This window comes from Corynebacterium sp. (genome assembly GCF_030532195.1).
Lineage (GTDB): Bacteria > Actinomycetota > Actinomycetes > Mycobacteriales > Mycobacteriaceae > Corynebacterium.
Map to the genome: position 1 here is coordinate 550,518 of NZ_JAUNLP010000001.1, position 21,609 is coordinate 572,126.

The window sequence follows — 21,609 nt, forward strand, 5'->3', positions numbered from 1 at the left end:
TCTAGAGCTCCTTCTGCCCGAGGCTCAGTGACTGCTGCAAGTGGTACCAACAATCTTCCAGGTCAGCGACGGCACGGATTGTCTCCCTCGAAACTACACAGGCCGGCTGTAGCGCGTCGTGAAGCAAAGTTCGATCTGTGACGACCAACGGCTCGATGATGTCCAACGACGGTATTTCGACACGTTCCAAGTCATTGCCCCAATAATCGGCTTCAACTGCAAAAAGGTTTGCTTCCTGATTGCTGGATTCCGTTTCGGGCTGCGGCTTGTCCTTATTTTCTTCCCGCACAACGCCGCCAAGCCCCAGCCGTTTTGGTGCACTTCGGTTGCGCAGTGCGGTGAGTTCTTGCAACCTGCGTTGCAGCTCTCGCTGTGTGTACCCGCGCAATTGCATTGACGACAACGGGTCTTGGTCAATTTCAGCTATTAGTTGAGCTGCCACTGCGACGGTGTGCTTGCACACTGGAGCTGGATCCGGACAGGTGCATTCGCTGTAGACATGTTCATCACCGTCGCAGAAAAGTTTCTCCATCTGCGCGAATGGCAACTCACCGCGTTCAAATTCAGTAAATGATGACGGGTTGTTGACCAACCACCGCAGGACCTCTTCGACCTGCTTGTGGTCCCTGCGCGGAAAGCGAATGAACACTGAAAAGGGTTCGGGCTGGCTGCCTTGGACCTCCCCAATGACATAGCCTTCGGCGACGCGAATGCCAAGTACATTTCCATCAAAGCGGTACTTTTCTCCTCGGTGGACACGACCTGCGTCGGCGCCTCGGATAATAAATTCCCAAATCCACCTGGCAAAGGTCGTACGCGGTTCAACCGCAGCCTTAGCTGTGGTTCCCCTCCTCGGCTGCGCAGTGAATGCACCTGCCCAATCCTGAGTGGCAAGGAGCTTCTCAATCGTCGAGCTGGTTGGTGGTTTTGGACGAACCTTCGACCGCCGACCGCGGCGTTTACCTGAAGGACCTTTTCCGAACTCGGCGTAGATGACGTTGTCGCCCCATGTCACATCCTCATTGTCGGCCATCAGTACCACCTCTTCCGCGATGTAAACGGCGTAACGTTATCTGGAATTTCCTCGGACTCCAGCTCTGGTTCGGGTTCCGGCTGGGCTGCTGCCTCCAACGCCGATCTCTTATTCATTTCCTGCCGCAGTGTTTTAATTTTCTCCTTATCCAATTGCCACAGGGAACGAAGTCGGTGGAAATCCATCTCCGTCAACTTGGTCTCTCCAGCGCGCACGACTGCATCTGCCAGTTCCGATTTTTCAAAAATCAATTCGTCGATACGCTCTTCGAGCGTTCCCACGCTGACCAGTTTGTGAACGTGGACGTCCTTGCTCTGACCAATACGGTAGGAGCGGTCGGTTGCTTGGTTTTCTACCGCCGGGTTCCACCACCGATCAACATGAATGACATGGTTTGCCGCCACCAAGTTAATGCCGACGCCCGCGGCAAGAGTGGACAGCAGGATAATCGGCGGCCCCTCGGGAGAATTGAACTCCTGCACCACGCGTTCACGCTGCATTGGTGTCATTGAACCTTCAATAAATGGGATGTCCACGCCCAACCGTTTGCTGAAATACGGCGCGAGCATTTTTCCGAACTCCACAAACTGCGTGAAAATCAGCGCGCGTTCACCGCTTTGGACGATGTCATCAACAAGCTCTTCCAACCGAGCGACCTTGCCCGAGCGGTGCTTGCCGTGGTCCAGCAAACCAGAGCCATCATTTTGATAGTGAGCTGGGTGATTGCAAATTTGCTTCAGCTTCATGATGCCGCTCAAAATGACACTCTTGCGGCCAAAATTGCCCGTCCGGCCTTTTTTGGCGCGCTTGAGCTTTGCTTCCAAATCGCGGACCGCTTCTTGGTACAAAAACGCCTGTTCAGCTGTCAGCGGAACCATTTCAACCTGCTCATTCTTCTTTGGCAGATCAGGCGCAATCTTCGGGTCAGACTTCAGCCTGCGCAGGATAAACGGCGCAGTAATTGACTGCAGTTGCAAAAGCATCTCGGCGTTGCCATCCCGTTCGATGGGAATGGCGAACTTATTGCGGAACGCATTGGCTGAGCCAAGCATGCCCGGATTGCAAAAATCCATAATCGCGCGCAGCTCACCCAAATCATTTTCCACTGGCGTGCCCGTCATTGCGATATTGTGCCGGGAGCGCAAGCTCCGTAACGCCCTAGAGACCTGCGCATTTGGGTTCTTAATGGCCTGCGCTTCATCCGCAATAATGTGATCCCACTGGAAGTGCGCCAACTCATCGCGGTCACGCGTCGCCACACCATAGGTGGTCACTACAACATCATGCTCCGCGACAAAGCGCTGTAAGTCATCACCGTGCGGACGCCCCGACCCGTGGAGCAGCCCCACTTTCAGCTCCGGGGTGAACTTAATTGCCTCCGCAGCCCAATTTCGCAGCACACCGGTCGGGACAACCAGCAACGATGTCTTGTGCTCTGCACCGCCACTTCCGCCAGCTGCTTCACGACGACACCGTTCGTATTCCAACAGCGCCAGAATCTGGATAGTCTTTCCCAACCCCATGTCGTCGGCGAGAATGACTCCAAAACCGCGGTGTGACATATCGGCAAGCCATTCCACACCATGCTGCTGGTAGTCGCGCAGTTGCCCAGTAAAGGTCGGTGGCACCTCCACCTTTTCGGACTCTCCCGGTGTGCCCTCTGAATACTTGGACACCAATGCCTTCAACCACGATGGGTCACGTGGAGCAACTGGCACCGGCGCCGGCGCTTTGGCTTCCATACCGCCGTCAAAAACAAGCTCCTTTAAAGTGGCCTGTCCGCGACCGGTTTCCTCGCCCGCCTTAGTTTGCTCCACTAAGAACTTGAGGGCTTCTCGAGCCACTGTGGGATTGGCGTGAATCCAGTGATCACGCAGGCGCACGAGCCCCGTGCTCGATGCTGCGAGCTGACGCATCTCCGCTTCAGTGAGCACAGCGTCGCCCACCGCCAGCTTCCACTCATAATCCACCAACTGGTCGAAGCCGAGCTTTGGCTCTGCTCTACGGCCTGCTGGCCCTGTGGGATCAAGCTGTGGCACCGATGTATGAAGCTGCAATGTTGGTTCCACAGTCTTCCAATTTGGCGGCAGCATGACATCAATACCGACCTTCGCCAGCTCAGAGACGCCGTTACTCATGAGGTCTACCAATTGCTCCGAGGTCAGCAACAAGTCCAGCCCAGCCCCAGGACCAGCAGATTTGGCTTCCTTCAACGGTGGGAATGCCTCTTGGGCATCGAGCAATTGGGGGCGGAGCAGCGACAGTACCGAACGCCGACACATATCCGGATTGAGCCGCTCCGGAGCTGCGACGCCTACGCGGTAATACATACGCAGTGGCCATAGCGTTTCATGGTCCGCTACAGCAGCACGCGGGTGAAAGCGCGTTACTGCCTGGTCCGCTTCGTCTTCGCGGCCACGAATATCAAGCAGCTGTGGCAAATCCGCATCTGGCAGGTTTTCCAATTGTCCTTCAAAACCAACTGGTTCCTGAATCATAAACTGCAGGCGGACATCTTCCCCGTCAGCTGACAGCCGCCAACGAGCAAGAGCCTGAGCAATTCCAGGTGCCGCACGGTCAAGTGCCTCCGACTGCAGCAGCGCACGCACAAAGTTCTGGCGTTGCGGTGCTGGTTCATCGAGATCTGACAACAGGGCATTAGTCACCCAATGGAACATCCGGTTGATGAAGTCTTCGGCGATTGTCGCGCCCCCGTTATCAATCAATACCGGTGGCGTCCGAGAAATCACCTGAGTCTGCCAACCAATTTCAGCAAGCCCCTCCGACATCCGCCACGTTGGCCACCACTGATTGTCCTCCCACGTCAGAGCAATTAATGCCCGTCCAGAGCGTGCGAAAACATCTAACCCACGCACCACGTCAACGAAGAAGCGCAAGTCCGGTGCCATGGCAGCAGACGTGACATCTTCCTGGAGAGAAACCAGCACTTTCACCGCCGACCAAGGCGGAAATGACCAGGTTGGTACAACCTTCTCCACCGGCCGCCCCTTCGGCGTTCGCAGCTTTAAAGACAGCTGCGCCCTCTGCCCCTGGTCGAGGACAGCAAAAAGCCGCCGCTGATGAGCCGGGACCTCCAACAAGTCCACTTCTGAAATAATGCGGTGCCCCTCCGGCCGCTCTACCCATAGGTGGAGACCCGAATCCTCCTTCCAGACCGCATGCAGTAGCAACGGTGCCGCTGGCTGAGCAACTTCTTCCATTACTTCCTCCCCCACTGCCGTGCTCTTACTGGTGACTAATTAACTAGGTAGCTTCTACAGCGCCACGGGGACGCTTTCGATTCCATGATGATTGTGCCACGCACCCCGGACTCCGCCTGTAATCACACCCCCAATACTAGAACACATGTTCGAATTGACATCGCTAAGTACCAGTGTTTTTACCTTCGCCACTAAAAGTATTTATGGGGTTTCCTGATAATTTGATGCCAATTCGATAAATTTTCAAAAATATCCAAAACCCCGCTTCTACACGATGTTTGGCCACTCTTAACCGATTTTTATGCGAACTTTCTTCGGCGTTTACCTTGCAATGCAGCGCGTCACATGCAAACGTCTTATGAGCTACGAAAAGTAAATCTGTGTGACTCGCGTAATACTTCGCTCTCGCGGTTGACTTTCAGGGTGGGCTTTTGTCCCCCTTCAGGTTGGCCAGGCCCACGTACGGATTACGGACTAACAGCGGCCTAGCCAACGGTCGCCAAAAGTCGCTGGAAATCACCGGATGTCGCCTGGAGTCGCCCAAAGGTCGGCATTCGCCGCAGGCATCTGCAGGCACCCACCAGGTGATGACCGCGATAAATGCTGTCCGCCACCGTGTGAAGGGCAGCTATGAGAGCGCAATTTACGTCGTAAAGCAAAATGCTATGCGCTGGTGTGCCGTCGGTGTGCCATGTGAGAGCGCGAGTCCGAAATGACCACACAACAATGAATGAGGAGTTGCCCTGTGGACCAACACACATGGTTCATTATCGCGCTAGTCATTTATCTGCTGTTGATGATCTACATCGGTTGGACCGGGTGGAAGAAGACCGCAGAGTATGACGAATACATGATTGGCGGCCGTGGCTTGCACCCATTTGTCGCGGCGCTGTCAGCAGGCGCGTCAGACATGTCCGGCTGGCTGCTGATGGGTCTGCCAGGTGCCATCTACCTGTCCGGCCTGAACCAGACCTGGATTGCAATCGGTCTGGTAGTGGGAGCTTGGATGAACTGGAAGTTCACTGCCCCGCGTCTGCGTAGTTACACCAAGATTGCTCGTAACTCGATTACCGTGCCGTCGTTCCTGGAGAACCGCCTGCACGATAAGTCCAGGGTCCTGCGCGTTGCCGCTGGCCTGATTATTCTGCTGTTCTTCACCTTCTATGTCTCCTCCGGTATGGTCGCTGGCGGTCGCTACTGGGAGTCCACCTTCGGGGGCAACTACCTGACCGGCATGCTGCTAGTAGCTGCTATTACCGTCGCCTACACCCTGTTCGGCGGCTTTTTGGCAGTGTCCTACACCGATACGGTGCAGGGCATCATCATGTTCATCGCGCTGCTGGCCGTCCCGATTGCCGGCATCATTTACCTGACCAGCAACGGCACGCCCTTCTCCGAGATCTTCAGCTTCGCCGCTGAGAACCCGTACCCGGGTAGCGAAGGCCAGCCGGTACCTGACTTCTTCAACCCATTTGCAGGTATTCCGCTGATTACCATCATCGGTCTACTGGGCTGGGGCCTCGGCTACTTCGGTCAGCCGCACATTATTGTCCGCTTCATGGCCCTGCGTAGCGCGAAGGACGCAACCGAGGGACGCCGTTGGGGCGTCGGCTGGCAGGCACTGTGCATGGTCGGCTCCGTCTTCGTGGCGCTGACTGCGACGGTCTTCTTCACCACCAACCCGGATGCGTCCGTCACCGACGCTCAGTCCTACGAGACCATCTTCCTGGACATGACTCGCGTCCTGTTCCACCCGCTGATTGCAGGTCTGATTCTGACCGCAGTTCTGGCTGCCATCATGTCCACGATTTCCTCGCAGCTGCTGGTGTCCTCCTCCGCGCTGATTGAGGACTTGTTCAAGGCAACGGTCAATAAGTCCCTGCGTCCGAAGACCTACATGACGCTCTCCCGCGTGGCGGTCGCTTTGATTGCTGTTATCGCCGCACTCATCGCAGCTAACCCGAACAGCTCCATTCTGGATCTGGTCGGCTTTGCCTGGGCAGGCTTCGGCTCCGCATTCGGTCCGGTTTTGCTGGCCGCTCTGTACTGGCCACGCCTGAACGTTCCGGGCGCTGCTGCCGGCATGATCACCGGTGCAGTTGTCTCCTTCGCATGGGGCATGAGCCCGCTGACCGACACTCTCTACGAGATTGTTCCGGGCTTCCTGGCAGCCACCATCGTCATGGTTGTTGTCACCCTGGCAACCAAGGAGCCGGGTCAGAAGATTCGCGAAGAGTTCGATCGCGCAGCGACTGAGGCTCTTGTTTAAGACCTAGTTCGCTACCCCCGAACGCTTGTAGAGCGCATATCTAAAAGGGAACCGAAACGGCAAGTTTCGCGCCCAACTAGATATGCGCTCTTTTTTATTTTCCACTCTCATTCTCGCCCTGTTCATCCTCTCCTTTTCGGCTACGCGCGCCCTGGTCCACTCCCCTGCCCAGGCCGACGCAGAAGCCGTCGTAAAGCAGCTACGCGGAGTTCGCGTCGTCACCGCGCGCCCCACCGTTACCGGTTACAAACGCGAGCGTTTCTCCGTCTGGGACGGTCCCGCCGACTGCGATACGCGCGACAAGGTACTGGCGACGTGGTTTGGGGGCACCGCATGTTCGCTTGACGACGGCACCCAGCGCGACATCCCAGACCCCTATACCGGTGACCCGGTCGGATCCCACGAGGTCGATATCGACCACATCTATCCGCTGGCGGCCGCGTGGGATTTTGGTGCCTACGCTTGGGACAATTCGCGGCGTCGAGAATTTGGCAACGACATGGCGGCAAACCTCGTTCCCACTCGAAGCGCGGTCAATCGTGACAAGGGCGATGCCAGCCCTGCGGAATGGCTCCCCGAAGCTGACGAAGCCTGCAACTATTCGCACCGCTATTTGGCCGTGGCGATTAAGTGGGACTTACCAGTCTCCGTTGCAGATTGGGAGGCCATAGCCACAGCATGCGGAATAGAAAAAGCAGACGCAGCGCGTTAAGTTAGGTGGGGCCTTTGTTTTCGCTAACAAGGCTATTTTTACCCCGTTTACTCGGGGCTCATTGATAGACGTGGAAAGGTTATACGTGCAAAACGTAGTTCTTATGGTTCACGTTCTGGCGGCAATTCTGCTGCTGGGACCGGTGACCGTCGCAATTTCGATGTTCCCGAAGCTCGCGCTTGCAGCCCGCGGCGGAGAGGCTGGAACAGTCGGCGCCGCTCGCACCATGCACGCCATTTCGCGCACGTACGGTATGTGGTCGCTGCTGGTGCCGCTGCTCGGCTTCGGTGTCATGTTCACCGATGTGTCCACCTACATGAAGTCCGGCGCAATGCACGCCGCTATCCTGCTGGCCATCATTGCCTGGGCGCTGCTGTTCTTCCTGGTCATCCCGCGTCAGCGTCTGATGATGGCTGGTCTCGGCATCGCTGGTGAGGACGAGGATTTGGATGATCCGGAGTTCGTTGAGCGTCGCAAGAAGGCCGAGGAGCTGGACTGGGAGAAGCAGAAGGGCCAGCTGGCTATGTTCTCCGGCATCTTCTCCCTGCTGTGGGTTATCGCCGGCATTTTGATGTTCTTCATCTAATCAGCGCGCAATAGAGCGTTTGTGCCGCAGCCGGTTTGCGGCACATAAAAAACAAACTGCCAGTGTGGACGGAACTATAAAGCCAAGAAATCACGGCTCGACGTTCCTACACACCGGCAGTTTTGCTATGCGCAATCGAGACTCTGCGTCAGGGCCTCGGGCAGGCAAGGCTTAGCGACGGCCCCCGCGGAAGCCACCACGACGGTCATCACGGCCGCCGCGGTATCCGCCGCGACCACGGCCGCCGCGGTCTCCACGGTCACGGTCACCGAAGCCATCACGGTCTCCGCGGTAGCCACCGCGACCGCCACGACCACCACGGCGATCACCACGACCACGGCCGCCACGGTAACCGCCACGGCCACCTCGACGATCATCGCGGTATCCACCGCGGCCGCCGCGGTAACCATCGCCGTCATCAACTGAGGTGCCGTCGTCAAGCGTCAGACCAATCAGCTGACCGGAGATGCGCGTGTCGGCGAGGTTGTCAATGACTTCCTGCGGCAGGTTTGCCGGCAGCTCGACCAGCGTGTGATCGCCGCGGATGTCAATGTGACCGAAGTCCTTGGAAGACAGGCCGCCCTCGTTGGCGATCGCGCCGACGATAGCGCCCGGGCGGACGTGCTGACGACGACCGACGTTGATGCGATAGGTGGCAGTGCCCTCGCGATCGAACTCGACCAGATCAGCGCGCTTGCCCTGCCCACGCTCACCGCGGGAGCGACCGTCACGACCACGGTTGCGGTCGCGCTCAAAGCGGTCTCGGTCGCGGTCATTGCGACGACCACGCGGCGGTTCCTTCATCAGGAAGTCACCGGACTGTGCCTGTGCGGCAATTGCAGCGGCAATGTCCACCAGCGGAGTGTCGTGCTCCTCTGCATACTCCTCAATGAGCTCGCGGAACACCGGCACCTGCGGATCGGCCAGGGCCTCGGTCAGATCATCGGAGAACTTCTGCTTACGGGACTCATTGACCTCGTCCACGGTCGGCAGCTTCATCTCGTGCAGCTGGGACTTAGTGGCGCGCTCAATCTGGCGCAGCAGACGGCCCTCGCGCGGAGTGACAAACAGCAGCGCCTCACCGGAGCGACCAGCGCGACCGGTACGACCAATGCGGTGGACGTAGGACTCGGTGTCGTGCGGGATGTCGAAGTTGACCACATGCGAAATGCGGTCGACGTCCAGGCCACGAGCGGCGACATCAGTTGCCACCAGGATGTCCAGGCGGCCGTCCTTGAGCTGGTCAATGGTGCGCTCACGCAGGGTCTGCGGAATATCACCGTTGATGGCGGCTGCGGAGAAACCACGGGCACGCAGCTTCTCGGCAAGCTCCTCAGTCTCGTGCTTGGTGCGCACGAACATAATCATCGCTTCGAATTCCTCGACCTCGAGGATTCGGGTCAGAGCGTCCAGCTTGTTGCGGTGGCTGACCATCAGGAAGCGCTGACGGATGTTGTCGGCCGTGCGAGTCTGGGACTTGACGGTAATCTCTTCCGGCTCCGACAGGTACTGCTTGGACAGGCGGCGGATGGCAGCCGGCATCGTTGCGGAGAACAGTGCCACCTGCTTCTCATCCGGAGTGTCGGCCAGAATGCGCTCGACATCCTCCTGGAAGCCCATCTGCAGCATCTCATCGGCCTCATCCAGCACCAGGAAGCGCAGGTCCGAGATGTCCAGGGAACCCTTCTCCAGGTGGTCGATGACACGACCAGGCGTGCCGACGATAATCTGCGCGCCACGTCGCAGACCCGACAGCTGTACTCCGTATGCCTGACCACCGTAGATCGGCAGGACGTGAATCTTGCCCAGGTGGTCTGCAAAGGACTGGAAAGAGTCCGCGACCTGCAGCGCCAGCTCACGAGTCGGAGCCAGAACCAGTGCCTGCGGTGCACGCACGGAGCGGTCAATGCGAGCCAGAATCGGCAGCGCGAAAGCCGCGGTCTTACCCGTACCGGTCTGAGCCAGGCCGACAACGTCGCGGCCGGTCATCAGAGTCGGGATAGTTGCTGCCTGAATTGGCGATGGAGTCTCAAATCCAACCTTGCGGACAGCATTGACAATGTCCTCTGGCAGGTTGAGGTCTTCAAAACCGACTCGTTCTTCGGTTTCCTTGGCATCGCCAGCGTTGTTGTTCTCAGCGTTGTTGTTCTTGGCCTTGGCCTGCACTTCGTCGACCTTGGCGTTTACGTCCTCATTTTTTGTGGTGAGGTTTTCTTCGCGGTTTTCCTCGCGGACCTCGTCGACGCTGTCATTCATTTCATTATTGGCCATTTGGGGCTCTTCCTGGGCCTTATTGCCCGCACACTCATTACTCACAGTTTTTACTCACAAATGGGTCGCACATCTTGACCCGCCCAATCGATAGTTATTTTTCCTAAGTGCTCACACATCGGTACAGCGATGACATCGCTAACTGCACATATTTCAAAAAATTCGCGTCCGCATCGCTTCCCAGATTTTGTCTGCCACTCACGGCGGACGCGCGCTCATGCACTATGCACTATCTAGCGTTTCACCAGCACATTTTTACCGCTGTCAGAATCTCTGCGACATAGTCGACAGCATTAAACACCGACTTGTTAGGCTACGCCACCACCGCATAAAAAACCATTCCAGGTAGGCAATGTCACATATCAGGGTTACCGGTTGACGCAACCCGGCTGAAACGCTACAGCCGTCGTAAAGCGATGAAAATGCACCCACTTCAGGGTAATCGCCTTGCAAATACAGGGGGTGACGCAGTTAACATTTTGTTTACAGATTTGTACACATATCAATTATTTGCCGCTTTCGGAACACCCACCATCTGGCGCTAAAACCCAACGACACAAGGCTTTTAGAAAACATGTCCAGCACTACCCCACCTTCTTCAGCAAAGTCACCATCCCCCGAGAGCTGCCCACAAAACCCACATTCCAACCAGATTCCATCTGGGAATGACATGGGAACTCACGAGACCCCAAATCAGCCGTCCAAAGCCTCGGCACTGATTGAAGTTCTCGGTTTCCCCGGTTTTATTCTGGCGGGTTCGGCATTGGCATTCTTCTTCCCCGCGCTATTTACGCCGCTGACGAACTACATCAATTACTTCCTGATGATCATCATGTTCGCGATGGGACTGACCCTAACCATCCCGGACTTCAAGCAAGTGGCGAAGCGTCCGCTGGCAATTCTGTTCGGTGTCATCGCACAGTTTGTGATTATGCCGCTGCTGGCCATCGCCGTGGCGAAGATGCTGGGGCTCAACCCGGCACTCGCCGTCGGTCTGCTGATGCTCGGATCCGTCCCCGGTGGTACGTCCTCGAACGTCATCGCGTACCTCGCGCGCGGCGACGTCGCACTGTCCGTCGCCATGACCAGTGTGTCGACGCTGGTCTCGCCAATCATGACGCCGTTTCTCATGCTCATGCTTGCCGACGCGCACACGGAGGTCGACGGACTGGGGATGGCGTGGTCGCTGTGCCAGACTGTCCTACTGCCGGTGATTGGTGGCCTGGCAATTCGCTTTGTGGCGGACAAATTTATTGACAAGATTCTGCCGATTCTGCCGTGGATTTCCATCCTGGGAATCGGTGGCGTCGTCTTCGGCGCTGTCGCCAAAAATGCCGAGAGCCTGGCGCACATTGGTTTGATTGTCTTTGTCGCAGTGATTGTCCAAAACATTCTGGGCTATGTGCTGGGCTTCCTCGCGGGCCGACTGGTGGGTATGCCTACCTCCGGCAAGCGCACTCTCGCAGTAGAAGTGGGCACACAGTCCGCTGGTTTGGCTTCTGGTATGTCTGCGAAGTTCTTTACTCCTGAAGCGGCGCTGCCGGGTGCGGTGGCCGCCGTGGTGCACAACATCACCGGCGCTATTTACGTAGCCATTTGCCGCAAGCTGGATGAAGACAAAAAGTTGGACGCCTAGCGCCGTCTACGGCTTCAACACGTGGTTGGACGAATGCGTCGGTAGCGTCTCTCGACCAAAGATCCAGCCGACCATCGCAACTAGCGAGATCACACCGCAGACCACGAAACCTGCCTTGAATCCAGCTGCGTCCACAATTGCGCCGACAATCAGCGGGCCCGAGATAGCTCCGAGATCCTGCGCCATCTGGAAATTGGCGAGCACCTTGCCACCTTGACGGTTAGCACCGATGACATCGGCAAGCACGGCCTGTTGCGACGGGTTAATCATGCCGGCGCCGAAGCCCGCGAGAACGGACAGAACGAGGAGCGGAACTGCGCCGCTGCTAAAGCCAATGGCACCGGTGAAGACACCGTTGATAAGCAAGCCCGTAATCAACAGCGGGCGACGGCCAATGCGGTCAGACAGACGACCGGAAAACTGCAGTGCCGTGACGTTACCGATTGCGAAGGCCGTCAACGCAAAACCTGCTGTCGCAGTTGCCGCCACTGCCCCATCACTGCCCGGCTCCGGAGTGCTGGCGCTAGAGAGTACTGCCGCAGCGAAAAGCGGCACAATTGCCACGCGCACACCGAAGTTGGACCAACCATTGGCAAACGCCGAGACCAAAGCACTGCGGTAGGCGGAGTCCTTAATTGCCTCCCTAAAGCGCAGCACCGGCGAGGTGCGCTTGGGCACAACGTGGCGCAAATGCTCAGCGCTGAGCATTGTGCCCACCACGAATGTCGCGATAATCAACGCACCGCCGTAAATAAAGAACGGCACGCGCATACCCCACGCACCCATTGCAGCGCCGATGATTGGCCCGAAGATATTGCCAAGCAGGAATGCCGAACCATAGGCCGCCGAGCTCTTACCACGAATCGCCGGTGGCGAGATGCGCACGATTAGCCCCATTGCCGAGACCGTGAACATCGTCGAACCGATGCCACCGAGCGCGCGGAACGCCAGCAGCTGCCAATACGTTTGCGCAACGCCCACGAGCAACGTCGAGATAGCGACGATACTAATGCCCGTTAGATACGTGCGACGGTATCCAATCTTCTCTACTAACGAGCCCGACGCCGGCGCAAAGATCAACCGGAAAATGGAAAACGAGCTGACCACGAAGCTGGCCGCGAACACGCCCACATCGAAGCTGCGCGCGTACTGCGGCAGAATCGGTGCAATCAGACCGAAGCCCAGGGCGATGATGAACGCCGCGCTGACCAAAATCCAGATTTCCCGAGGAATTGGCTGCTTCTTCGGATCCGGCGCGGTCGGCTCAGGTGCCGAAACTTGTGTTTTACTTCCCACCTCGGACGAAATGTCTGGCTGAGATTCGCACTTTGCTTTACGACGAAGCATGTCGCGCGAACGGGAAGGTGACAAGGTAACGGTCCTTTCTTGCTTAGCAGACCGAAATCATCAAAAGACTAAAACCTTAAACGGCGATGACCTCTTGAATCGACACCGGTACTGCAGTCTTATTCAACGCATTCGAAATTGAGTTGCCCAAAGCCCTTGCTACTGGCGGAGGAAACGCGTTGCCAACCTGCCTCCAAGCAGCAGTCTTCTTTCCAGAAATTTTCCACTCCGGGGGAAAGCCCTGGATCAGTGCACCCATAGCTACTGTGAGCCTTGGGGGCTGATCAACTGGATCATCGGCTGCAGGTGGATGCTCTGCAATAGATGATCCCTTAACTCCCAGTTTGGCCCAAGCTTCTCTTGCACGCGAGGGGCCTACGTCCGGTCCACCATGCTTTTTGGAGCCACCTACTAGAGTAGGCGCAATCTTATTCGCATTCTCAGCCCAGCTCTCCGCGCCTGGCCAACCTCGAGAAGCCATCTCCGGATACAATGTTTCACCAACAGTCGGCGCTTGGCCTTGTGGCTCAGGCCAATGGAAAAACGGAGCAAACTCCTGCTTTACGGCAACCAGCACGAATCGAGGACGAAGTTGTGGCACGCCGTGCTCCGAAGCATAGATCAACCGCCAATGCGGCTCATACCCGAGCCTATGAAGCTCACTCAACACTGATGCACGGTACGTCTTAAATCGCGGCTGCGATAGTCCCTTCACATTCTCCAACAGCACAGCCTTCGGATCTGCCAAAGCAATGATTTCAAGCGCCTTCGGAAAAAGGTCTCTCTCATCATCGGCACCAAGCTGTTTTCCGGCAATTGAGAACGGCGGGCATGGCACACCACCGGCTACTAAATCAATACCTCTGAAATCCGCACCGTTTAGATTATGAACGTCATCTTCGCGAACGTTCCAACGCTTTTTCACCGGAACGAGGTCGTTATCTCTATTCAGACGAAGTGTGTTGCAGGCATCAGGGTCATTTTCCACTGTGCAAACATGATGGAAACCGGCTTGCTCAAGCCCCAAAGCTTGGCCGCCAGCACCGGCGCAAATCTCTAGCGATGTGAATCCACTCATCTCTAACGCCACCTCCTACATCGCCAGCCAATGGTCCTTCGAACTGGAAGCTATCTGATGGTTCGGATTCACCAAGAGATGCTATTCGAACACCCATTCGACACCATGCTTGATAGCGTTATCTACCCTACTATCCCAATTGACCTACAGGTCAACACCCCTGGTTAGAAGGTTACAGGTGCCTGCACCACTGGATCAGCACTCGATGCCAGACGCCAGCTTTGCCCGTCAATCTGAGCAGTGGCCCCATGGCTAGATACATCATCAACCGGCACAACCCTCAGTGCAATCAGCTCATCGGTGCACAAGTACACCCCTGCCAACTGCTGCGCAATTTCCATCTGCCGCTTGTACGCCCCCGTCAAAATTATTACCCCCTCAGCAGCCAGAGCAGTTCGCGCACCACCATTGCCACGCACTCGTTTCATATAGTCACGTTGTTGAGCTACAGTCGCAATTTCTTCTCTATTAATAACCAGCCCCAGCGCCTGTCGAAGAAACTCATTAACACGCGCCTGGCCAGAACGATTAGCAAAAATCTTCGCACGTGCTCCATCAGACAAATGAAGCAGTTGATTGACAGGAAGCGGGGCATCGTCAAAAATCCATTCAATGCCAGATCTTGCCGCCTGAGTAAACGTACGCTTTCTGTCTCGATTCCCACCTTTAGTTAATTTGTCCGAAGACGCTCGCTCGACACAAACACTGAAGCAGGAATCTTCATCAGACGAATGCAAACCAATAATGATCTCATTCTCGGCTTCAATAGGGATCATCCAGGCCCCCTTGTTCATCGAGAACTTGCAGTCGACATCGATTCCACCGATCCGATAATCAAGGTGCTTCTGTATACCGTCGTCAATCAGATCTGAAAACTCATGCCGGATAGCAATTTCAATTAATGTGCCGAAATGAGTCTTCTCAGTCTTGTACAGCTGCTCCCAACGATAGCGGCCCGTTTTCTGGCCGTTATATAGCAGGTAGTAGGTCTCCCTAAATACTTTGGCGAATCGATCCCCATTAGGGTCAGCTTCACGGATTAGCGACCGTATCTTTTCAACCTCAGGATCGTAACCATTCAAAGTATTTTGCATAAATAAACTTTAAACTACGAACCCCCTCCCCGCCGCATTGGCGAGAAGGGGGTTGCTGGGTTCGTCGTCAAGCAAAGACCGTATCTGTGAGACTACGGCGAGCCGACTAGAACAGGCTCGGCAGACCTGCCTGAGAGGTGAGGTTGTTGACGGTGTCGTGAGCCTGCTGGCGGACGTTGGAGACGTTGAGCTGCGGAGCGGTCTCAGCGCCAGCAATCGGCAGATTCGGGGAATCGAGTTCCGGAATCTCCGGCAGTTCCGGAAGCGCTGGGCTTTCCGGAATCAAATCACCAATTGGACCAAGATCCGGCATCTCCGGCTTGGTGTGCTCCAGGGTGAACTGCGAGTCCTCTTCGATGGTGCGGAACTCAGACTGTGGCTCGGTGGCGGTTTCCACCTTGAAGTGGTCGTTGACCTGGCCATCTGGAATACCGTACTGTTCCTCCAGCGCGACATCGATTGGCTGGAAGCGGCTCAGCGGACCAATGCCCATGGAGTTGACGCCAATGGCCTCGCGGGTTTCCGGGTTGTACGCATTTCCGCCGGAATCGCCGTGGTCAATCGGGGAGATTGCCCACACGCCATTGCGAACGCGGAATACCTGGAAACCACAGCCGCGACCAGTGCGAGAACCATCGGTGCACACTGGCTCACCGAGGTTATCGATGGAAATCTCCATCGGCTCCAGTGTGCGCTTATCTTCAATGCCTACGATCTGCACTGGCTCGCCGTGGACACCACCGAATTCGTCAACGGAGTGAGACATCGAGGTGGTTTTCACATCATCCTGAACCTCGATGACACCGTAGTCTGGGCTGTTGAAGAGCATGTTGAAGAACTCTGCCGGGTCTTCGGTTGCCTCAATTTCCGACTCACTCGGCATGATGTCGGTTCCGACCCAGTCCTTGCTCAGCAGCTTGTCGCCATCCTTGGTGGGAATGTAGAACTGGCCAGTGACCTTCTCACCGGTTTCCATGTCCTCAGCCATGACGCAATGACCAGCGGTCATAATCACGCGGTGAGATACGCCGTTCTGATCCACGATTGTTCCCGGAACGCCCAGCGAACACATTGGCGTTCCCACGTGGCGGCCTTCGACCTTCTCATTGCTGGGGAACGGCATACGCATCGGCGAGCCTGGACCAACTACCACATCCGAGCTCGTCGGTGCTGCGGTGGCAGGCGCCAATCCCGGTACGAAGCCACCCGCAGCGGCCGCCAGGGCTGTGGTTAGGACGACGGCCTTCTTCGAATTTTTCATATCGTGCGGTACTCCATTTCGAACAGAAAGTGTGTACGGCACAGTGTATTAGTGACTGCTTATCAATGCGTCTCTTTTTTGGAAGTGAGGGGAGTTTTCACGGCTGTTCAGTTTTGTTCAACGATGCGTACTGCAATCGCAGTTAACGAAAAACCCCGACTCATCTGCAATGAAAAAGCCGGAACCATCAAATACTGATGATTCCGGCACTTTACGGATTTCGGGGGTAGCGCTAACTACACTGTGAGCTCCGGCAGCTTTAGGTCATTTACCTGCGGAAACTCTGACAACTCCTGCAACTCTGGCAACTTTGGAACCTGTGGTGACTCTAGCCCCTCTGGTAACTCTGGCAGCTGCTCTTTCAGCTCCCCCAATCCTGGGACAACATCCTCAAGCGTCGGCTGAGGATTATTCTGCTCGTAGTATTCCTGATCGGCCGTCATATCCTCATCCAGCGTGCGGTAAGTAGAGTCACGCTGAGCGGTCGAATCCGAAACTTGGAAGTGATCGTTAACCTCTCCGTCCGGAATTCCATAGGCCTCTTCAATAGCAATATCGGCCGGCTGAACACGAGAGACTGGGCCGATGACCATCGAATTCATACCGATAACCTCATTTGTGGTCGGGTCATAGGCGTTTCCGCCGGAGTCTCCGTGATCCACCCCGATTCCAACCGTCCAAATTCCGTTACGAGCGCGGAAGACCTGGTAGCCACAGGCACGACCGGTACGGGTTCCATCCTTGCAAATAGGTTTGCCGAGGTTATCGAAGGAAACCTCTCCCCGCTCAAGATCCGGATTGTCTTGGATGCCCGTCATCACTACAGGCTCACCGCGACTCTGACCATACTCGTCGATGGAATAGCTGGCTGCGGTGGTTTCCACATCCGAATCAAGGACAATAACTCCATAGTCAGCACCATTGAACGCAGCTGGAATCATTTCAAGCCCACCATCTTCCGGTGGCGTTTCCCAGCGGTGCGCACCCGCTGTACCGATATGCTTATCGCCCTCCGTGGTCGGTACATAAACTTCACCAGTGACGATTGGCAGCCCAGGCACCGGATCCGAATTCAGGCAGTGCCCCGCGGTCAACATCACCCGATGTTCCTGACCGTAGTAATCAGTGACCGTACCAGGAACGCCAGCTGAGCACATCGGCGAATTTACATGCCGAAAGCCATTCCACGGGCTTGCTTCCATCGGAGTACGAATAGGATCTCCCGGCCCAACGACCACTGCGTTTGCCACCGCCGGAGTCACCATTGCAAAAAGCGCTGCGAAAGCCGCGGTCAAAACCCGGCTTCGAGTGTGCCTCATAAGATAGCTCTTTCAAATTATTAGTTTTACGTGGGGTCTACGCCATACCCTAACGCACTTACCCATCCTCTGAATTGCAGTTTTTCGAACGTCCTGGCCTTTTAAAAAAGTTGTTATCAAATCGTTTCAACTACCCCATTATCCCCTGCACTAACAGATCACCTGCACCAAAGGGTTACCCCTATCTGGGAGGACTATTACAGACATTCGAACACGTGTTCGCCTTTTCGAATTGCTCATCCGACGTGTTCGATAAATTACGGGCCATGACCAACACACACGACTTCCGCACCAATCTCCACCGTCCGCTTCCCCCACTGTCAGCGCAATATCGCGCATATTGTGCCGAGGATCTCGGCCTCATCCGCGCAATCCTCTATCATCCGAGCATCGGGCGACGGCGCAGTCCAGGCGCGCTCGACCACAGCTTCACGCTTCCCGACGGGCACGGGGTCACCGTCCGTGCATCTCGTATCAGGGTGCCTCACGCATTGATCAATCAGCTTGCCGACGACTACGTGGAGTACTTCATCCTGAAGGACAAGCCGATTTACATGTACTCCGTCTCTATCAAGGTGGATTCCACCTCAGAGGTAGTTGTCCGCGGGATTGGTGGTACGAACCATACGCGTGCGCAAAACAGGCGGCGCACTCGGGCGGTGGCAGAAGCTCTGCACCGACCTCAAGATGCGCACAATATATACGAAAATGGCACGGACCTGACCCTTCCTGGGCGCCGTTTTAGTTGGCTCGGCACCCAGAATATAAAGCCACTGCCGTGCCCAGCAGAGCTCTTCTCGCCGCGGTCATCGGCGGCATAGCACTACTTTAAGGAGCTCCGCAGGACGGACTACGACAGACTAGTCGTCTTCCTCGGAGTCATCATCCTCATCGTCGTCGCCGTCATCCTCGTCCTCGTCGTCCGCGTCGCCGTCATACTACTCCTCGGCGTCGGCGGCATCTTCGTCGTCGTCATCATAGTCGTCGTAGTCGCCCTCGTCGTAGAGGTCATCATCATCCTCGTCATCATCGTCCTCATCCTCATCCCCCAAGGCGGCAACGTGATCCGAATAGATGTACTCCGCATACCCATCATCAACCGGCGCCAGCTGGTCTTCCCACTCTTCCGCGCGGTCGACAACGAGTGCAAGCACGTCGAGAAGTTTGTCAAAGTCAGTGAAGGCACCCAGTGCCAGAATCTCATTTCGGAGACTCTGAACATCGGCGTAGAGGTCCGCGAACATCTTGCGGCGATCATCGTCGGTCAAGACGGTCTCGGTGTCAGAATCCCAGAACTCCGCAATTGCTTGGTCGACGATGTCGTCCAAGTTTGCGTCCTGCGAGATGAAGCGCACATGCGCACTCGGCGAGTTATTGTGGGCGGTGACAAGCACCTGTACCAGGGAGGACTGCCCCACCTCGGCAGTTACCAGAGTTGCCTCTTCCGGGTCCTGCTCAAATTCGAGATCTGCGAGACGGTCATCATCTCCATCCAGCAATGTTCGCAGCAGACCAACCACCTGGTCGGTAGCCACATGGTGTGCAACTGCAGCGACAGCATCTTCGACAGAGAACACGGCGGAGACCAGGACAGCTTCGAATTCGTCATCCTCATCATCCACATCAGCCGCAGCTACGTAGACCTCAGCTGCCGGGATGTCTTCGTCGATAGTGACGAACTGGACTTCCAAATCAGAGGTAATGGGAACGAAAAGGGTGTCATCGTTGACACGGCTTTCGATGCCCTCGCGGTCCAACGCCGCAGCAATCTGCTCGAAGAAGCTCATGGGTGGAATCCTCCCTTTAAAGATAAGTCACCTCTACCCGCAGCCAATCGTAACCACAAATGCACTCGGGTGGGGCTGGCTATGCCCCCGGCAAACATGCGTCTAGTAGCTGGAAGCCCACAGTTGATGCCGCTCCTCGCGCGAGCGCTTAGGACACGAGACACACAGATCGGCTACTGGACTATGCAAAATCATGCAGCACGTAGTTCGTTCCAAATGCGTCACCAGGTCAAAGTCAGGCTCTTCCCCAGCGGCTGCAGCATCTTCGTTCCACGGGCGCACTTCGCCGTCGCAAGCATCGACATATCGTGGCAGCGGAACTTTATGCACGCGCTGCATGCCCTCAACCATCCATGTGCCCAGAAGCGCCCCACGCCAAGGCTCCATCAATTCATTCCCGGCGGCGATAGCGGCATTGGCAATAGCATCAGCGGCTACCGCCCACAGTGGCGCAGGCTTGATGTCTCCTACCTCGGCCACGGCATCTGCCAAAGGCACCAAGAATCTTGCCAGTGCTTCACCGCAATCTCGCACCTGGTCGGCATCATCTGCAGCAACATCGACAAATTCCTGTGCCTGAAACCCGACCCAATAGTCGTCGCGAGAAAATGCGTTCCATTTGTCCCACTGCCATACGGGACCTCGATCGGTGACGAGAATGCACGCAAGCGACGGCCCCACCAATACTCCGCACATGGACCACCACCACAGCTGCGCCTGGAATCGAATATCCCGTTCGACTTCAGGCATAGGAAAAAGCTTGCGTCCAGCAATGATCCCCTCATTGACCGCATCGGCTGAGGGCTTCCACTCTCGGGCTCCATCATGTGGAATCAAGTCAGCCGAAAACCGCGGAAACTCCGACATCATGTGGGAATATTCGGGTGCGAGTTGAGCACCACTGGTGATGTCATTCACAGGTTTGATCCTTTTCTGAAAATAGCGCTGCCGCCGTGCGAAAGCAGCATGTGCACCAATTCACTCCAACTCTGCGGCACTCGATGCCGACCTCGTCCGTTACAGATAGCGACGGAATGTTCCGCACTTCAAATTTGTTTGAATAGGCACCGATACCTCACAGTAACCTGCGCAGGAGGTTTAACACTTTGTTCCGCAAGAAGAAGAATGAGTCCAATCACACCGTAACCGATGCGGTGAACTCGACTCCCGAAGCAATCGAGCGAGACGCCGGCAAATTGGGAACCTTGCTCATTCAGACCCTTGACCAGACCATGCGCTGGCAATCCTCCGCTATCACGGCATACGTAGAGGGTCTTCACAAAAATAAGAAGGACGACACCCCTGCAGAAGTCCAAAAGCGTATTGATAAGCACTTCATCAACCTGGTCACAGGCACTGGTGGCGCCGCTGGCGGCAGTGCCATCCTGCCTGGAGTCGGCCTCATTACCGGCCTGGCTGCAGTGACAAGTGAGTCACTGGTGTTCTTAGAAGCTGCCGCTTGGCACACACTGGCGTCCGCTACCTTGCGCAATATCGATATCACCGATCCCCGCAGGCGGCGAACTCTTATTCTTGCTGCCATGAGTGGCGCCGAGGGCACCGCAATCATGGCCTCCCTTCTCGGGGAAGAGTCTTTGCGAAAGCGCTCGCAGACGTCTGTGAGCTCTGTACTTCCCCGTCTGGGGTTGCCTCAGCTGGGCGCTGCCAATCGAATGCTGATTAAGCAGGCACAGAAGCGCATTATGAAGAATGCTCGCCTGGCACTTGTCGGTAAGCTGCTGCCCTTCGGTGTCGGCGCCTTTGTCGGCGCCTCGGCAAACCGAAAGCTCGGTGGCATTTTGATTAACTCGACGCGTGCCTCTCTGGGGCCGCTGCCAGGTGACTGGACAGAATTTGAGCGCAAGCTTCCCGCCACTGCCGATGGCTCCAAGAAATCATCTGGATTCCCGCTGCCCAAGGCACTGAAGCGGTCAAAGAACAAGGCCGAGAAGAATAAGTAACAGACATTCGGCTCACTAGAGACGAACTCCACGG

Annotated in this window: 16 protein-coding genes; 6 read left to right on the top strand and 10 right to left on the bottom strand. The window is 56.2% G+C overall.

The features are described 5' to 3' along the window. Nucleotide 1: 1 nt before the first annotated feature. Nucleotides 2–1,033, bottom strand: coding sequence for a hypothetical protein (locus Q4E11_RS02465; protein WP_303163320.1), 1,032 nt, complete (start codon nt 1,031–1,033; stop codon nt 2–4). Further along, on the bottom strand, nt 1,033–4,269 hold the full coding sequence (locus Q4E11_RS02470; RefSeq protein ID WP_303163322.1) for a DEAD/DEAH box helicase: 3,237 nt from the start codon (nt 4,267–4,269) through the stop codon (nt 1,033–1,035). The genes Q4E11_RS02465 and Q4E11_RS02470 overlap by 1 nt, the downstream gene beginning before the upstream one ends. A 730-nt stretch (nt 4,270–4,999) precedes the next feature. Between Q4E11_RS02470 and putP the strand changes: the two genes are divergently transcribed. The 3 genes from putP to Q4E11_RS02485 all read left to right on the top strand — a co-directional run bounded on the left by putP (nt 5,000) and on the right by Q4E11_RS02485 (nt 7,821). After that, on the top strand, nt 5,000–6,523 hold the full coding sequence (putP, locus tag Q4E11_RS02475; RefSeq protein ID WP_303163324.1) for a sodium/proline symporter PutP: 1,524 nt from the start codon (nt 5,000–5,002) through the stop codon (nt 6,521–6,523). Nucleotides 6,524–6,605: 82 nt separating this feature from the next. Further along, entirely contained in the window at nt 6,606–7,235 is a 630-nt protein-coding gene (locus Q4E11_RS02480) for an HNH endonuclease family protein (RefSeq protein WP_303163325.1), read from the top strand. An 85-nt stretch (nt 7,236–7,320) separates the two neighbouring features. Beyond that, on the top strand, nt 7,321–7,821 hold the full coding sequence (locus Q4E11_RS02485; RefSeq protein WP_303163326.1) for a DUF2269 domain-containing protein: 501 nt from the start codon (nt 7,321–7,323) through the stop codon (nt 7,819–7,821). Between the two features lie 171 nt (nt 7,822–7,992). On the opposite strand, the gene Q4E11_RS02490 is transcribed toward Q4E11_RS02485, so the two are convergent. Next, nucleotides 7,993–10,092 carry a DEAD/DEAH box helicase gene (locus tag Q4E11_RS02490; RefSeq protein WP_303163327.1) on the bottom strand — a complete coding sequence of 700 codons (2,100 nt, stop codon included), beginning with the start codon at nt 10,090–10,092 and terminating at the stop codon, nt 7,993–7,995. A gap of 670 nt (nt 10,093–10,762) precedes the next feature. Between Q4E11_RS02490 and Q4E11_RS02495 the strand changes: the two genes are divergently transcribed. After that, nucleotides 10,763–11,728 carry a bile acid:sodium symporter family protein gene (locus Q4E11_RS02495; protein WP_303163328.1) on the top strand — a complete coding sequence of 322 codons (966 nt, stop codon included), beginning with the start codon at nt 10,763–10,765 and terminating at the stop codon, nt 11,726–11,728. 6 nt (nt 11,729–11,734) lie between these two features. Here Q4E11_RS02495 and Q4E11_RS02500 read toward each other — a convergent pair whose 3' ends face one another. The 5 genes from Q4E11_RS02500 to Q4E11_RS02520 form a co-directional block, all read right to left on the bottom strand. Beyond that, the gene (locus tag Q4E11_RS02500; RefSeq protein ID WP_303163329.1) at nt 11,735–13,099 is read right to left on the bottom strand and encodes an MFS transporter; all 1,365 of its coding nucleotides are present in this window, start codon (nt 13,097–13,099) and stop codon (nt 11,735–11,737) included. A gap of 52 nt (nt 13,100–13,151) precedes the next feature. Then, nucleotides 13,152–14,153 carry a DNA cytosine methyltransferase gene (locus tag Q4E11_RS02505; protein WP_303163330.1) on the bottom strand — a complete coding sequence of 334 codons (1,002 nt, stop codon included), beginning with the start codon at nt 14,151–14,153 and terminating at the stop codon, nt 13,152–13,154. Nucleotides 14,154–14,317: 164 nt separating this feature from the next. After that, a complete protein-coding gene (locus Q4E11_RS02510) occupies nt 14,318–15,247 on the bottom strand; it encodes a NaeI family type II restriction endonuclease (RefSeq protein WP_303163331.1) in 930 nt (309 codons plus the stop codon). 106 nt (nt 15,248–15,353) lie between these two features. After that, the gene (locus tag Q4E11_RS02515; protein WP_303163333.1) at nt 15,354–16,508 is read right to left on the bottom strand and encodes a hypothetical protein; all 1,155 of its coding nucleotides are present in this window, start codon (nt 16,506–16,508) and stop codon (nt 15,354–15,356) included. A gap of 236 nt (nt 16,509–16,744) precedes the next feature. Continuing rightward, on the bottom strand, nt 16,745–17,827 hold the full coding sequence (locus Q4E11_RS02520) for a hypothetical protein (protein WP_303163335.1): 1,083 nt from the start codon (nt 17,825–17,827) through the stop codon (nt 16,745–16,747). A gap of 266 nt (nt 17,828–18,093) precedes the next feature. On the opposite strand from Q4E11_RS02520, the gene Q4E11_RS02525 reads away from it, so the two are divergent. Then, on the top strand, nt 18,094–18,648 hold the full coding sequence (locus tag Q4E11_RS02525; RefSeq protein ID WP_303163337.1) for a hypothetical protein: 555 nt from the start codon (nt 18,094–18,096) through the stop codon (nt 18,646–18,648). A gap of 117 nt (nt 18,649–18,765) precedes the next feature. Here the strand turns inward: Q4E11_RS02525 and Q4E11_RS02530 are convergent, their stop codons facing one another. After that, on the bottom strand, nt 18,766–19,614 hold the full coding sequence (locus tag Q4E11_RS02530) for a hypothetical protein (RefSeq protein WP_303163338.1): 849 nt from the start codon (nt 19,612–19,614) through the stop codon (nt 18,766–18,768). Between the two features lie 102 nt (nt 19,615–19,716). Next, the gene (locus Q4E11_RS02535) at nt 19,717–20,364 is read right to left on the bottom strand and encodes a (2Fe-2S)-binding protein (RefSeq protein WP_303163340.1); all 648 of its coding nucleotides are present in this window, start codon (nt 20,362–20,364) and stop codon (nt 19,717–19,719) included. A 356-nt stretch (nt 20,365–20,720) separates the two neighbouring features. Between Q4E11_RS02535 and Q4E11_RS02540 the strand changes: the two genes are divergently transcribed. Then, complete coding sequence (locus Q4E11_RS02540; protein WP_303163342.1) at nt 20,721–21,575, top strand: hypothetical protein; 855 nt, start codon at nt 20,721–20,723, stop codon at nt 21,573–21,575. Nucleotides 21,576–21,609 lie beyond the last annotated feature (34 nt).

Excerpts from the sequence above, each read along its gene's own strand:
- Q4E11_RS02530 (WP_303163338.1), bottom strand. The coding sequence starts at position 19,614 with ATGAGCTTCTTCGAGCAGATTGCTGCGGCGTTGGACCGCGAGGGCATC.
- Q4E11_RS02520 (WP_303163335.1), bottom strand. The coding sequence starts at position 17,827 with ATGAGGCACACTCGAAGCCGGGTTTTGACCGCGGCTTTCGCAGCGCTT.
- Q4E11_RS02495 (WP_303163328.1), top strand. The coding sequence starts at position 10,763 with ATGGGAACTCACGAGACCCCAAATCAGCCGTCCAAAGCCTCGGCACTG.
- Q4E11_RS02535 (WP_303163340.1), bottom strand. The coding sequence starts at position 20,364 with ATGCCTGAAGTCGAACGGGATATTCGATTCCAGGCGCAGCTGTGGTGG.
- Q4E11_RS02465 (WP_303163320.1), bottom strand. The coding sequence starts at position 1,033 with ATGGCCGACAATGAGGATGTGACATGGGGCGACAACGTCATCTACGCC.
- Q4E11_RS02510 (WP_303163331.1), bottom strand. The coding sequence starts at position 15,247 with ATGCAAAATACTTTGAATGGTTACGATCCTGAGGTTGAAAAGATACGG.
- Q4E11_RS02515 (WP_303163333.1), bottom strand. The coding sequence starts at position 16,508 with ATGAAAAATTCGAAGAAGGCCGTCGTCCTAACCACAGCCCTGGCGGCC.
- Q4E11_RS02480 (WP_303163325.1), top strand. The coding sequence starts at position 6,606 with ATGCGCTCTTTTTTATTTTCCACTCTCATTCTCGCCCTGTTCATCCTC.
- Q4E11_RS02490 (WP_303163327.1), bottom strand. The coding sequence starts at position 10,092 with ATGGCCAATAATGAAATGAATGACAGCGTCGACGAGGTCCGCGAGGAA.
- Q4E11_RS02505 (WP_303163330.1), bottom strand. The coding sequence starts at position 14,153 with ATGAGTGGATTCACATCGCTAGAGATTTGCGCCGGTGCTGGCGGCCAA.
- Q4E11_RS02525 (WP_303163337.1), top strand. The coding sequence starts at position 18,094 with ATGACCAACACACACGACTTCCGCACCAATCTCCACCGTCCGCTTCCC.